Raw genomic sequence first — 13,266 nt, 5'->3', positions numbered from 1 at the left:
ATCTTTTTCCAACATTTTCTGCTATATTTTACCTTCAATTCCGTTCAGAAGCATCGCAATGATTCCTACAAAAACCCAAAGTCTTAATATATTGATTGTCAAAAAAATACTTTTCCTAGAAGAATTTAAAAGTAAATAAATACAAAAGATGAAAACAAACAATCCACCAGAAAAATAATAAGCCATAAAACCGGAAATTCCTGTTCTGAGAATCAGTTTCATGGAAACTGCCATTGTAATAACCAGCAAAGAAATAATGATTCCTTTAGTTGTTTTAGTCTTAAAATAATTCGGAATTGTAGTATATCCAAAGGCTTTATCTACACTTTTTGTGAGCGTGTCTTTTACAATATCAATGCATAAAAGCATCAGAAAAAGGAAGATCGCCATCAGTAAAACTTTCTTTGAAAACGTCTCATAATACACCATCATTCCGAAAAAAGGATAGAGTGTAAGACTTACAAAAGTGAGATTATTTAGTATTAAAATTCGACTTAATTTATGGCTATAAAACCACATGAAAAACTGGTAAACGACAAAAAAAACAAAGACATTATGTGAAATTGTCCATGCAACTCCCAACGAAATGATGCTTAAAAATAGGTAAGCGTAAAGGAAATACTTCTGTTTTATAAAGCTTTGAACTCTCGTTCGGAACGGTTTTACGATATGATCTTTTTCAAAATCGTAGAATTGGTTGATAATTCCACCCGCCAAAATGGTTAAAACGGTACAGAAAATAATGCCGTGAACTTTAAAATCGAAGACAAATTTCCTGAAACTTTCATCCTGATTAAACAAGAAAAAAGTAGAAACATACAATGCAAAAGTGAGCAGAATAGCTACAAAAAATCGTGCGCCCAAAAGAAAGCCCACGAATTGTGAAAATCTGTAAAATAGAGATTTTTGGACAAAGTTTTTTTGTTGGAAAGTTTCTTTTTCAGAATTCATTCCCAATACAATTAAAATCTGTAAATCACTTCTTTATGGAAGCCGTCAAGCATTTTTTCAGCTTTTTCATAGTCTTTAGTGAAACCTAAAATATAACCTCCACCTCCGCTTCCGCAAAGTTTTAAGTAATAAGCATTTGAGTCCAACCCTTTTTTCCAGACATTAAAGATACTTTCAGGAATCATCGGACGAAAATGTTCGTATGCCCAATGAGAAAGTTTCTTTAAATTTCTAAAGAAAGGATTCATATCTTTTTTAAGGAAAGCCTCGATACAAGCATTATTGTAACGGATAAACTCTTCTTTCAATGTTTTACGGAAACCTGCGGTCTTCATTTTTTCAAAGAAAATCTGAACCATTGGTCCGGTTTCGCCTGTCATTCCAGAATCAATTAAGAAAATTGCTCCTTTACCTTCCTGGCTTCTAGGAATCGCTACTTTGTCTACACTTTCTTTACTTTCGATCAAAATCGGAAGGTTCATGTAGCAGATAAGCGGATCAATTCCAGAGCTTTTTCCGTGGAAATAACTTTCCATTAAGCCAAAAACGCTTCTTAAATTTTTAAGTTCGTCTTTAGAAATGTTTTCAGGATTACGTTTTGTAATTGAATAACGTTCGAAAATAGCAGCGACCAAAGCGCCTGAACTACCAATTCCATATCCTTGCGGAATATTACTGTCGAAGAATAAACCTTTTGAAATCTCTTCTTTAAATATTGAAACATTAATTTCAAAACCTTCCGGAAGCTCTAAATTCAGTAGATATTCTGCATATTTTGTAAGATGTTCATTAGACTTTTTTTCAAAATCGGAATCTAATGATGAAAACTTGAGGGTACCTTTATAGAAACTATAAGGTAATGTCAAACCTTGGGAATCTTCAATGATTCCGTATTCTCCGAACAAAAGAATTTTTGCGTAAAATAAAGGGTTTGTCATTATATAATAAATCTTTTTTGCAAAGTTAAAATTATTCTGCTCAGTATAAGCAAAATCCACGCCGAATTATAACTTATTTTAACAGAAAATAGATTCTTATTATTAAATAAAATCTTAAAAACCTTATTTAATATCTTAAAGTTAGCAAAAAAGCCTGACAAAATCAGGCTTTTATTATTAATTATTCAAAAAATTATTATTTTATAAATTTCTTGCTTAAAATTTAGTTTTTATTCTTAATTTTTATGAGAATCAATTTTTAAGAAACGTATTAAAATTGCTCCTACCGCAAAGAATCCGGACATTGCAATAAAGGCATACTGCATATTTCCAAACTTTTGAATAAGCACACTGAATATTAACATTCCACAGATAATAGCAAGCTTTTCAAGAACGTCATAGAAACTGAAAAACGTTGTATTTTCCATAGAATTTTCAGGTAACAATTTGGAATAAGTAGATCTGGACATTGCCTGTAAACCACCCATTACCAAACCGATAAGTGCCGCCAAACCGTAAAACTGATATTGAATATTCGGGTTTTCTTTATTTAATGAAAATGCAGAAAGACAACAAATGATCCAAATAATTACAGCAATGGTAATTACGTTTTTGTTTCCGATCTTTTTTGAAATTTTTGAGAATAAAAATGCTCCAAAAATAGCAATGATCTGTATAACTAAAATAGTAATAATCAGTTTATATTTTTCATCCTGTTTAGGGAAAATTACATTACTTCCAAATGGGGTTGCCATTAAAAATATTGTCTGCATTCCTACACTGTAAAAGAAGAAACTTGATAAGAAAAACTTCAGGCTTTTATCCGCAAAAAGTTTATTTCCTACTCTAAATAATTCTCTAAAGCTTTCTTTAGCTATATCTTTATAAAAACTGATATTATCTTTTAAAACCTCAAGAAACCCACCTTGCTCTTCGTGTTTTTTAAAGATATTTTTATAGTTTAATAATACTAAATCTTTTGGAAGTTTTTCTTCCTTAACATCTCCAAATTGAGGTAAATGTTTGAAGGTATATTGTGAAAAACCGAACCACCAAGCTCCTGTTAGCAAGAAACTGATTCGGATAAATATATTCTGTTGGTGCGCGCCTTTAGCAACAACCTGTATTAAAACCAAACAGATAATTAGCAATACAACAGACCCGACATAACCGTAAATATATCCTTTTGCAGAAAGTGAATCCTGCTTTTCGGGTGTTGCAATATCGGGTAAAAACGAGTTATAAAATACAAGACTGCCCCAAAACCCGACACTCGCCATTACACTGAAAAGAAGTCCTAAGAAGAAATTGTGCATTCCCGTAAACATCGCCAATCCCATACAAGAAGTCGCTCCCAAATAACAGAAAAACTGTAAAAAAGATTTTTTATTACCAATTGTATCTGCCAAAGAAGACAAAAACGGAGATAATAAAACGACTAAGAAAAATGACAAAGCATAAGAAAAACTAAGAACAGCATCCGGTTCATAGGTTTCTCCAAATATTTTTATCATCGTTCTCACAGGAATTTCCTGAATCTCACCTGCCGCCGCAACATATTCTTTCTTGTTGTAGGCAGTGGTAAGAATGGTGTAATAAATAGGAAATATTGCAGAGGTAATTACCAAAGAGTACACAGAATTGGCCCAGTCGTAGACTGCCCAAGCTTTCATAATCTTTGGATTATTCTTAATATTTTGTGATGGTTGATTCCCTGTTTCAGACATTTATAATATGTATTAATTTAGCAAAAATAAAAAAACCATTAAGAAATTGATAACAATTTAAAAAAATTATCAAATCCTTAATGGTTGTAAATATACTTTAAAAAGTATTATAAATTCTCAATAACAATTGCAGATGCACCACCGCCTCCATTACAGATCGCTGCAGCACCATATTTTGCATTGTTTTGCTTTAAAACATTGATCAAGGTAACAATAATTCTAGAACCTGAACTTCCAAGTGGGTGTCCTAAAGCTACCGCTCCACCGTTCACGTTTACTTTAGCAGCATCCAATCCTAAAATTTTGTTGTTTGCTAAACCTACCACAGAGAAAGCTTCGTTAAATTCGAAGAAATCAATATCTGCAAGCGTTAAACCAGCTTTTTTAAGAGCAATTGGTAAAGCTTTTGAAGGTGCAGTTGTAAAGTTTTCAGGCTCATGAGCAGCATCAGCATAAGAAACGATTCTTGCTAAAGGTTTAAGACCTAATTCTTCCATTTTTTCTTTAGAAACAAGGATTAATGCAGAAGCACCGTCATTTAAAGTAGATGCATTAGCTGCAGTTACCGTTCCTTCTTCTTTTTTAAATACTGTTGGAAGTGTTGGAAGCCTGTCAAAATTTACTGCTTTGTATTCTTCATCTTCAGCGAAAATTATTGGATCTCCTTTTCTTTGAGGAATAGAAACCGGAACAACTTCTTCAGCAAATTTCCCTTCGCTCCAAGCTTTTGCAGATCTTTTATAAGATTCTATCGCGAAATTATCTTGTTCTTCTCTTGTAATATTATAGTCAGTTGCACATTTTTCAGCACAAACTCCCATGTGAACTTTGTTGTAAACGTCTGTAAGACCGTCTAGAACCATTCCGTCCAACATTTTAACGTCTCCTAATTTTGTAGCATTTCTTGCATTGTAATAATGAGGAACTGAAGACATGTTTTCCATACCTCCTGCAACAATTACGTCTGCATCACCTGCTTTGATCGCCTGTGCAGCCATACTTACCGCTTTCATTCCTGAAGCACAAACTTTATTGATTGTTGTAGCGATCGTTTCATTAGAAAGTCCCGCTCCTAAAGCAACCTGACGAGCCGGAGACTGTCCTTCACCTGCCTGTAAAACGTTCCCCATATAGATTTCCTGAACATTTTTAGGATCAAGGTTAATTTTATCTAATGCTCCTTTTACTGCAGCCGATCCCAACTTTGTAGCCGGAACAGTTGATAAACTTCCTAAGAAACTTCCCATTGGAGTTCTTACTGCAGAAACGATGAATACTTCTTTCATGTGTATATCTTTATTTTTTCTATTTTAAATTTACCTTAACCTTTTTCGGTTATTTTGTTTTTGCCTTTATTAAAACCAAATCAAACTGATCATTATCAATCTTACTTTGAATCTTAATATAATTATCCTGTGTTGCAACAACTTTATTACTGAAAACATCCCCTATCTTTATAAGATTAGCTTCCTCAGTTTTTTCAAGCACTATCAATTTATAATTACAATCGTCCACAAAAACTATACTTGATTTTATATGATCTTTTCCATCATTATAATATTCTGTCTGAACATTATCTTTCACGGTCATGTACCAAAGATTTTTCGGATAATTAACACGTAAAAATGTTCCATCCTTTATATTACTGCATTTGGTAGGATTATCTACTTGCTTTTGTTTTGCAGTTTCCTTTTTCTGAGTATCGGTTGCTTTTTTCTGAGCGTTCATTTGAGAAACACCCAAAAATAATACTGCAAGGGAAATTGTTTTTATGTACTTCATATCTGTGTGTTATTTTACTTTATTATTTTTTGCAAAAATCATTAGGAAAGCACCTAAAAATTCAATTGCCCAACCCCATTTTAGCTTTACAACGCCGGCAAAAGTCTCTCTCCAAGATTTAAACGGCAAAAAGCTGAAATAATCTAAAGACTGAACTTTAATAGCAATCAAACTAAGGATAAATAAAAGAATTAAAAGAACCGCAAAACTTCTTACGATTTTCGCACTATTATTCACGATCCCGAAAAGGGCGCAGGCAGAGAGAACCCAGCATGCAATGGCCAGAAAATGGTCTAGTTTCCAGTAATTCCAATTACCGATAATCGGAACATGAACCAAGGGTAAAAAACTACCCACAACCACCAATAACAATCCTAATAACTGAATATTTTTCATAATTCTTAAAGTGCCAAAATACAAAAAAAAACACACTTTATATCAGTGTGTTTTAAAAACAAATTATTTGCATACAAACATTTGTTAGTTTCAAAATAAATATTATAATTTTAAATATTTCACAATAAAAACATCGTTTTATTATTTAATTAAAAATCAACATTCGCGATTTCAATACCTATTTGTAAACCATATTTCTTCTTCAGCATGGCATCATTATTAAATGCAGGGGTAAAATCTTTTTGAATAAACAAATTAAATCCACCATAACCTACACCCAATTTGCCTCCAAAAATAAAATTGTTTACGCCTTGTTTTACTCTTTCTCTCTCCACAATTCTTCTGGAATCTTCATTTGAAAATCTGTTATAAATAGTGCTGAACACTCTTGTACCGCCATAAACACCCGCCACAATTGAGAACTGACTTTTCCTGTTGTCAAGATATTTCACGCCGTCTACAACTTTATATTGAGGATTTAAAACAAATCTTACATCCAAAGGAATCATTATATAAGAGTTATTTAAATAGGTGTTTTTCAAATCTCCTCTTGTGAAATCTTCGACAACAAGCTTTTGATTTTCCTGCGCGAAAACTTTACCATATTTAGGTGCAAATCTGTCTGAACGAAATCCTAGACCAACACGATAGAAAAACGGACTCGTAAAACCTCCCAACTGATTTTCATACCTCAACGTTGAATTTGTAGAGTTAATGATCGTATTTTTCACATCAGAACCTTGATTAAAAAACTTAAAAGGTTCGTCTTTTGAGGTAAGATTTGCGCCCGTTAAACTCACAGAAAGTTGCCATGAATGCAGGTAATCTTTCATTGTTTTCTTATTCTTGTTAAATTTCATTCTCATTCCGGATGTGCCCAGCTGCATCTCATTTTTATTCCAAACAATAGTGTCTTTGCTGCCTAAAACAGCATTTTTCACCATTTCCTTAGTTGCATTTTCAAGCTCAGACTGTTGTGCGTCTACTTTTTCATTGATATTTTTTTGATATTTTGAAGCAATTTCAGTTCTTTGATTTTGCTTTTCTTCGGAAGAAATCTTCTTTTATTTAAAGTTTTTATCAACTGCATCAAGTTCCGTATCCATTTTTGATTTTTCGGAAACTACAATACTGTCGATCTTTTGGGAGTAAGATGCCAAGTGTGGATTCTCCTGAGCAAAGCTGTAAGAAAATGCCATTACGGCGGCCATCAGAGCAATTTTGGTTTTCATATTTTTAGATTAATTTTTAGACAATATTTTACCTCTGTTCGTTTTTTTGAACAGCATATTTTTAGTTAAAATTTTAAATATTTATTTAGTATCTGAGGAATCAGAGAAAACGGTCATTCCTAATATTTTTAAGGAATTTGGACTTTTAAATTTAATTTTTGTAGCATCTAGAACACCAAATTTTCCTTTTTCATCCTGATATTCTTCGCGGGTTTTATCAAATTCTCTTCCCAAAAGCAGTTCATCAGCTTTTATATAATTGGCCTTTTTTCTTTCAGCTATTAAAGCTTTTTCAGGCTGATTGATTTCTCCAGTTATTATTAAAGCCTTAGCAGGAGAGTTTATAATGACTGTTTTCTCCTCTTCTTTAACTAAAACCTGTTGATCTGAGTATGAAGGTAAAGATTGTAGAACAAATGGTATTTTCTCTTCAGATTTGGTTTCAGATATCTTATTTACATTGGAAGCAACTACATTATTTTCAGGCTGATTTATATTTGAATGAATAATTTCAACTTCCGGTTTTAATTGTTTCGGTTTTGTTGAATGATTAATTTTTGCAACAATATTCTCCTTTTCAATTTGATTTGAACTAAAATAAAACAAACCTCCTACAGTAAGTAAAAGCAGTATCACAGCTGCATATTTCAACCATTGAAAAGATCTTTTAGCAGGCAAATGAGGGATTTTATCTGTTTCCAGCTCCAATCTATCCCAAAGATCTGTGGAAGGCTTTGTTTCGAGCTTTTCGTAATCAGATTTTAGCTGTTTCAGTATTTCTTTTTTCATTTTCTTTTGCTTTTAAATAATCAGTAAGCCATTTTTTAGCCTTACTTAATTGGCTTTTGCTCGTTCCTTCTGTAATATTGAGAATATCAGCGATTTCCTGATGTTTTTTCTCTTCAAATACATAAAGATTAAAAATCAATCTATATCCGGTTGGCATTTGAGAAAATATTTCTTCAATATTAATTTCATTTAGTCTCTCTTCAAAATTATCATCTGTGTAATCATCGGCAATTTCCATATCAACGTACAGGACGTTTTTATTTTTTCTAACAAAACTTATTGAGTCATTCACCACGATTTTCCTCAGCCAAAAAGGAAAACTTTTCCAATCTCGGCATTCATCAAGTTTAGAAAAACACTTCATAAATGCATTGAGTAGAACATCTTCCGCATCATGAAGGTTATTGGTGTAAGAATTTGCTATGGCAAGCATTTTAGCCGAAAACATCTCGTAAAGAGCTTTCTGCCCTTTCCGATCCTGCTTTTTAGCTAAAATAAAATTCTCTTCTAAATGCTTCATGTATCAGTTTCTATTTATAAGACGGTAAAAATTGCAAAAGGTTGCCTGAAAACAAAAAAAATTGCACTTTTTTTCAAAAGTGCAATTTAATATTTTAATAATCCGTGAAATAAATTAATGTTTTACAACAGAAACATCTTCAGGTTTATGTTCATGTCTGAATAAAACAGCAAACAAAATAGCTAAAACCAACGCATAAGCTGCAAAAGCCAGCCAAATATTTGTCCAGTCTCTTAGCATTACTGCAGAAGATAAAGTTCCATCTGCATTTACAGCTGAATTAAATGTATTTTTAAGAATCTCAAGAAAAGTAGGATTGTTTGGTGTTGTATCCAGATAAGTTGATAATTCTGTAGCATTTACAAATTTATGGGTGAAGAATTTATCAATTGCCCAACCTGCGATATTACTTCCGAAATACGCTCCAAAACCATTTGTCATCATCATAAATAATCCCTGTGCAGAAGAGCGCATCTTCTTATCTGTAGTCGTTTCAACGAAAAGTGAACCCGAAATATTAAAGAAATCGAAAGCCATCCCGTAAACAATACAAGATAAAACGATTAATGAAACACCATATCCTTCCGGAGTTCCATATGCAAAGAATCCGAATCTTAATACCCATGCAAACATTGAAATCAACATTACTTTTTTGATTCCGTATCTCTTTAAAAAGAAAGGAATCGCCAAAATAAATAACGTCTCAGAAACCTGAGAAATAGACATTACAATGGTGGATCTCTGAACTACAAAAGAATCTGCATATTTTGGAAAATGAGAAAACTCACTCAAAAATACGTCTCCATAAGCGTTTGTCAACTGTAACGCAGCTCCCAAAAGCATAGAAAATCCGAAAAATAAAGCCGTTTTATAATTAGTAAATAGCTTGAATGCATTCAAACCTAATTGCTCAAATAAAGATGTACTTTTATCTATTAATTTCTGTGGCGGGCATTTTGGTAAAGTCAACGCGTAAATTCCCAAAATAATGGCTGCAATTCCTCCAATATAAAATTGTCCTTCCGTAGCCTTATTTCCTGTAAGATTGGTAACCCACATGGCCACAATAAAACCTATTGTACCCCAAACACGAATCGGGGGGAAATCTTTAACAACATCCAAATTACTGTTCTTCAAAACAGTATAAGAAATAGAGTTCGCAAGAGCGATTGTCGGCATATAAAAACACATCGCAACAAGCATTATCAAGTAAAAAGAACTGGGAGTTTCTGTATGTGGTAAAATGAAAAGTGTAACCCCGTAAAGGATTTGTAAAACAGAAAAAATTCGCTCTGCATTCACCCATCTGTCGGCAATAATTCCTGTAAGGGTTGGCATAAAAATAGAAGCTATTCCCATTGTTCCGAAAACAGCCCCAAACTGAGTTCCGTCCCAATGTTTTGTACCGAACCAGAAATTAGCCATCGTAATTAGCCATGCTCCCCAGACAAAAAACTGAAGAAAGCTAAGGATGGTAAGTCGTAGTTTTAAATTCATAGTTAGTGTAAAATATCTCTTTTAGTCAATTTTCTTTTTCCTTCTTTTGATCTCCTCCTGGATCTCCAAAGCAGTGTCATAATCCTCTTCTTTTACGGCTTCATCCAATAATTTCTGAAGCTCCTCCATAGAAAGAGATATTAAGTTGTCTTCCGACTGAATGGTTTCAGAAAACGGCTGCTCTTCTTTAGCAACATCATCAAGTTCAAGAAGAATTCCTGCTTCATTTAAAACTTGTTGAGTGGTAAAAATAGGAGCATCGAATCTTACTGCCATTGCAACAGCATCGGAAGTTCTGGCATCAAGAATTAACTCTTCATCATTAACTTTATTTTTTAAATTAATATTTGAAAAGAAAACGCCGTCTACGATCTGATAGATGATCACAGAGATCAATTCATAATTAGCAGAAACTATAAATTTTGTGAATAAATCGTGTGTAAGAGGACGGGGCGGATGTATATCTTTCTCCAGACCAAGAGAAATGGATTGTGCCTCGAAATTTCCTATAACAACAGGTAATTTTATGTGTGTTTCTTCATGTTCCAATAACAAAGCGTACGCCCCTGATTGGGTCTGGCTGTACGATATTCCGCGAATAATTAGCTGTTTATAATCCATAACTACAAATATAAATTAATTTTTTATTGTAGGATTTACTTTTTAGACAAAAATAAAAGCCCGGAAGCCGAGCTTTTATTGTATTTATTTGAATGTGAATAGTCAAATGTCAATTCACTTCGTTGTCAATTTTAAAAATTTACTATTGGCTTGCGAAGCAAAATTCACAATTCACTTTCTTATCCTTTGATTGCTTTAATCTTTTCAGTTAATGCAGGAATAATTTGGAAAGCATCTCCAACTACACCGTAATCAGCTGATTTGAAGAACGGAGCTTCAGGATCACTGTTGATTACAACGATAGTTTTAGAAGAGTTAACTCCAGCTAAATGCTGAATAGCTCCAGAAATACCAACTGCAATGTAAAGATTTGGTGAAATTGCTTTACCAGTCTGTCCAACGTGCTCTGTGTGAGGTCTCCAACCGATGTCCGAAACTGGTTTAGAACAAGCTGTAGCAGCGCCTAAAACGTTTGCTAATTCTTCGATCATTCCCCAGTTTTCAGGACCTTTCATACCTCTACCTGCAGAAACTACAACTTCAGCTTCTTTAAGGTCTAGTTTTCCAGAACTCTGTTCGTGAGAAATTACTTTAGTATCTTCGTTTGCTACTGATAAGTTTTTCACTTCTTCAGAACCTGAAACAGCATTTTCTTTAACACCGAAAGCATTTTGAGAAACAGTGATGATTACACCAGCTGCTTCAGATTTTGCATGCATGAAACCTTTTCCTGAGAAAGCTCTTCTTTTCACTTGGAATGGAGAAAGACTTTCCGGAGCATCCAAAGCATTAGTAATTAAAGAATGTCCGTTCATTACTGCCAACATTGGAGCAACTGAAGAGGCATCTGTAGTGTGAGGGAAAACGATGATGTTTCCGTTTGCTACTTCACTTACAGCCTGAGCATAAGCTTTAGCTGAGAAGCTTTTAAGACCTTCGTCTTTAATATTGATAACATTTGATGCTCCATATTTATATAATAAATCTGAAGAATCTGTAGGGTTTACAGAGATCGCTGTAACGGTATCTCCAGCCTGATCTGCAACAGCTTTAGCGTAAGAAACCGCTTCAAAAGCTGCTTTCTTGTAAACTCCATTTATATTTTCTGCGTATACGAATACTGCCATTTTACAATTAATTTAAAGATTAAAAAATTTAATGATTAAAAGATTAGATAACTTTAGCTTCTTCGTGAAGTAATCTTACCAATTCATCTAAATTATCCGGAGAAACAAGCTTTACAGCAGCTCTTGGAGGAACACTGTCATAAGAAACTCCCTGAACTTTCACTTCTGAAGAAGTAGGCTCTACAACTTGCAAAGGCTTTGTTCTTGCAGACATAATCCCTCTCATGTTTGGAATGATCAAATCTTTTTCATCCACTAATCCTTTCTGACCAGCAATTACAGCAGGTAATTTCACAGAAATAGTTTCTTTACCACCTTCAATTTCTCTTACTGCAGTAGCTTCAGCTCCGTTTACATCTAAACCTACAGATGCATTTACGAAAGGCTGATTCAACAACTGAGCAACCATTCCCGGAACAGATCCACCGTTATAATCGATAGATTCTTTACCACAAAGGATTAAATCATAACCCCCATTTTGAGCAACAGCAGCAATTTCTTTAGCTGTAGAATAACTGTCTTTTGGATCAAGATTTACTCTTACCGCATCATTTGCACCGATTGCCAAAGCTTTTCTGATTACCGGTTCCGTAGCAGTATCTCCTACATTGATCACTGTTACAGTAGCTCCTTGAGACTCCTGAAGTTTAACCGCTTTTGTCAACGCAAATTCGTCTAATGGATTGATAACCCACTGAATACCGTTTTTGTCGAATGCAGATTTATCTGCTGTGAAGTTAATTTTGGAAGTAGTATCCGGAACACTACTAATACAAACTAATATTTTCATGTGTACTATTTTATTGTTTCCCTTTTTTACACCATAAAAACAGGTGTTTTATGAAGAGATTTTGTTTTAATTAATTTTTGCTAATATAAATAAAAAATATATTATGCATGCATAATACTTATTAATTTATTATTCAAAGCATTAGATGTATTTACTTGGCTGGTTTTGTTGCCCTAAACTCTATCTTGCTAGGTAAAACCCTAGGATTCATTTTTAAAATATCCAAAACCAGATTTCCCATATCATCGGGCTGGATCTTCCATTCGTCTTTTTCTGAAGGTATATTTCCGTTGAAATTGGTTGCTACCGATCCCGGCATTATTACCGTAGATTTGATATTGTATTTTCTTAAGTCAACCATTGCAGCTTGTGTGAATCCTACAACTCCGAATTTTGAGGCGTTGTAACCCGTTCCGTTTTCGAAGAAATTAGTTCCTGCTAAACTTGAGATGGTGATATAATAGCCTTCGGACTTCTTTAGTTCATCAACAGAGGCTTTTAAAGTATAAAAAACACCTGTAAGATTGGTTTCTATCATATCGTTCCATTCTTCGGCAGATAATTCGTCAACCGGTTTGAAAATTCCTAATCCTGCGTTGGCGATCACAAAATCCAATCTTCCGAATTTCTCAACTGCTTGTTTTACAGCTTCTTCTTCATTGGCAAGAAGTTTCACATCAGAAATAACACCTAAAACATTTTGAGAATATTGTTTTAATTCCTGTTCCGCTTTTTCTACATCTTCTTTTTTTCTCCCCGAAAATGCCACCGAAATACCGTTTTCAAGTAAAATTTTTGCAATACCAAAACCTATTCCTTTGGTTCCTCCTGTTATATATGCGACTTTATTTTCTAACATAGAATTAATTTTAATTCTCTAAAATAAATAAAACCTG

The 13,266-nt window shown here is 33.6% G+C and carries 15 protein-coding genes; all 15 read right to left on the bottom strand.

The features are described 5' to 3' along the window. Positions 1 to 21: 21 nt before the first annotated feature. On the bottom strand, positions 22 to 951 hold the full coding sequence (locus A0O34_RS18760; protein WP_066758167.1) for a UbiA family prenyltransferase: 930 nt from the start codon (positions 949 to 951) through the stop codon (positions 22 to 24). A gap of 11 nt (positions 952 to 962) precedes the next feature. Then, on the bottom strand, positions 963 to 1,889 hold the full coding sequence (locus tag A0O34_RS18755) for a mevalonate kinase family protein (protein WP_066758164.1): 927 nt from the start codon (positions 1,887 to 1,889) through the stop codon (positions 963 to 965). 236 nt (positions 1,890 to 2,125) lie between these two features. After that, positions 2,126 to 3,616: an MFS transporter gene (locus A0O34_RS18750; RefSeq protein ID WP_066758162.1), complete on the bottom strand. Its 1,491-nt coding sequence runs from the start codon at positions 3,614 to 3,616 to the stop codon at positions 2,126 to 2,128. A 107-nt stretch (positions 3,617 to 3,723) separates the two neighbouring features. Beyond that, positions 3,724 to 4,902: an acetyl-CoA C-acyltransferase gene (locus tag A0O34_RS18745; RefSeq protein ID WP_066758159.1), complete on the bottom strand. Its 1,179-nt coding sequence runs from the start codon at positions 4,900 to 4,902 to the stop codon at positions 3,724 to 3,726. 49 nt (positions 4,903 to 4,951) lie between these two features. Next, entirely contained in the window at positions 4,952 to 5,398 is a 447-nt protein-coding gene (locus tag A0O34_RS18740) for a hypothetical protein (protein WP_066758156.1), read from the bottom strand. A gap of 9 nt (positions 5,399 to 5,407) precedes the next feature. Further along, complete coding sequence (locus tag A0O34_RS18735; RefSeq protein WP_066758150.1) at positions 5,408 to 5,794, bottom strand: hypothetical protein; 387 nt, start codon at positions 5,792 to 5,794, stop codon at positions 5,408 to 5,410. A gap of 149 nt (positions 5,795 to 5,943) precedes the next feature. Next, positions 5,944 to 6,738: a hypothetical protein gene (locus A0O34_RS18730; protein ID WP_082891207.1), complete on the bottom strand. Its 795-nt coding sequence runs from the start codon at positions 6,736 to 6,738 to the stop codon at positions 5,944 to 5,946. 120 nt (positions 6,739 to 6,858) lie between these two features. Then, a complete protein-coding gene (locus A0O34_RS22430) occupies positions 6,859 to 7,026 on the bottom strand; it encodes a hypothetical protein (protein ID WP_157886065.1) in 168 nt (55 codons plus the stop codon). 81 nt (positions 7,027 to 7,107) lie between these two features. Beyond that, positions 7,108 to 7,815 carry a hypothetical protein gene (locus A0O34_RS18725; RefSeq protein ID WP_066758149.1) on the bottom strand — a complete coding sequence of 236 codons (708 nt, stop codon included), beginning with the start codon at positions 7,813 to 7,815 and terminating at the stop codon, positions 7,108 to 7,110. Continuing rightward, on the bottom strand, positions 7,781 to 8,335 hold the full coding sequence (locus A0O34_RS18720; protein WP_066758148.1) for an RNA polymerase sigma factor: 555 nt from the start codon (positions 8,333 to 8,335) through the stop codon (positions 7,781 to 7,783). The genes A0O34_RS18725 and A0O34_RS18720 overlap by 35 nt, the downstream gene beginning before the upstream one ends. 114 nt (positions 8,336 to 8,449) lie before the next feature. Further along, positions 8,450 to 9,832: a nucleoside permease gene (locus tag A0O34_RS18715; RefSeq protein WP_066758142.1), complete on the bottom strand. Its 1,383-nt coding sequence runs from the start codon at positions 9,830 to 9,832 to the stop codon at positions 8,450 to 8,452. Positions 9,833 to 9,853: 21 nt separating this feature from the next. Continuing rightward, complete coding sequence (locus A0O34_RS18710) at positions 9,854 to 10,453, bottom strand: bifunctional nuclease family protein (protein WP_066758140.1); 600 nt, start codon at positions 10,451 to 10,453, stop codon at positions 9,854 to 9,856. A 179-nt stretch (positions 10,454 to 10,632) separates the two neighbouring features. Then, on the bottom strand, positions 10,633 to 11,580 hold the full coding sequence (locus A0O34_RS18705) for an electron transfer flavoprotein subunit alpha/FixB family protein (RefSeq protein WP_066758138.1): 948 nt from the start codon (positions 11,578 to 11,580) through the stop codon (positions 10,633 to 10,635). A gap of 43 nt (positions 11,581 to 11,623) precedes the next feature. Next, complete coding sequence (locus A0O34_RS18700; protein WP_066758136.1) at positions 11,624 to 12,370, bottom strand: electron transfer flavoprotein subunit beta/FixA family protein; 747 nt, start codon at positions 12,368 to 12,370, stop codon at positions 11,624 to 11,626. A gap of 151 nt (positions 12,371 to 12,521) precedes the next feature. Beyond that, on the bottom strand, positions 12,522 to 13,229 hold the full coding sequence (locus tag A0O34_RS18695; protein ID WP_082891206.1) for an SDR family oxidoreductase: 708 nt from the start codon (positions 13,227 to 13,229) through the stop codon (positions 12,522 to 12,524). Positions 13,230 to 13,266 lie beyond the last annotated feature (37 nt).

The organism is Chryseobacterium glaciei, assembly GCF_001648155.1.
In the GTDB taxonomy this organism is placed as follows: Bacteria; Bacteroidota; Bacteroidia; order Flavobacteriales; family Weeksellaceae; genus Chryseobacterium; species Chryseobacterium glaciei.
Note: the sequence above shows the minus strand (reverse complement) of the source record. Positions and strands in the feature narration are given on the sequence as shown.

Excerpts from the sequence above, each read along its gene's own strand:
- A0O34_RS18705 (WP_066758138.1), bottom strand. The coding sequence starts at position 11,580 with ATGGCAGTATTCGTATACGCAGAAAATATAAATGGAGTTTACAAGAAA.
- A0O34_RS18755 (WP_066758164.1), bottom strand. The coding sequence starts at position 1,889 with ATGACAAACCCTTTATTTTACGCAAAAATTCTTTTGTTCGGAGAATAC.
- A0O34_RS18720 (WP_066758148.1), bottom strand. The coding sequence starts at position 8,335 with ATGAAGCATTTAGAAGAGAATTTTATTTTAGCTAAAAAGCAGGATCGG.
- A0O34_RS18700 (WP_066758136.1), bottom strand. The coding sequence starts at position 12,370 with ATGAAAATATTAGTTTGTATTAGTAGTGTTCCGGATACTACTTCCAAA.
- A0O34_RS18760 (WP_066758167.1), bottom strand. The coding sequence starts at position 951 with ATGAATTCTGAAAAAGAAACTTTCCAACAAAAAAACTTTGTCCAAAAA.
- A0O34_RS18740 (WP_066758156.1), bottom strand. The coding sequence starts at position 5,398 with ATGAAGTACATAAAAACAATTTCCCTTGCAGTATTATTTTTGGGTGTT.
- A0O34_RS18750 (WP_066758162.1), bottom strand. The coding sequence starts at position 3,616 with ATGTCTGAAACAGGGAATCAACCATCACAAAATATTAAGAATAATCCA.
- A0O34_RS18735 (WP_066758150.1), bottom strand. The coding sequence starts at position 5,794 with ATGAAAAATATTCAGTTATTAGGATTGTTATTGGTGGTTGTGGGTAGT.
- A0O34_RS18725 (WP_066758149.1), bottom strand. The coding sequence starts at position 7,815 with ATGAAAAAAGAAATACTGAAACAGCTAAAATCTGATTACGAAAAGCTC.
- A0O34_RS18730 (WP_082891207.1), bottom strand. The coding sequence starts at position 6,738 with ATGGTGAAAAATGCTGTTTTAGGCAGCAAAGACACTATTGTTTGGAAT.
- A0O34_RS18695 (WP_082891206.1), bottom strand. The coding sequence starts at position 13,229 with ATGTTAGAAAATAAAGTCGCATATATAACAGGAGGAACCAAAGGAATA.
- A0O34_RS22430 (WP_157886065.1), bottom strand. The coding sequence starts at position 7,026 with ATGAAAACCAAAATTGCTCTGATGGCCGCCGTAATGGCATTTTCTTAC.
- A0O34_RS18745 (WP_066758159.1), bottom strand. The coding sequence starts at position 4,902 with ATGAAAGAAGTATTCATCGTTTCTGCAGTAAGAACTCCAATGGGAAGT.
- A0O34_RS18715 (WP_066758142.1), bottom strand. The coding sequence starts at position 9,832 with ATGAATTTAAAACTACGACTTACCATCCTTAGCTTTCTTCAGTTTTTT.
- A0O34_RS18710 (WP_066758140.1), bottom strand. The coding sequence starts at position 10,453 with ATGGATTATAAACAGCTAATTATTCGCGGAATATCGTACAGCCAGACC.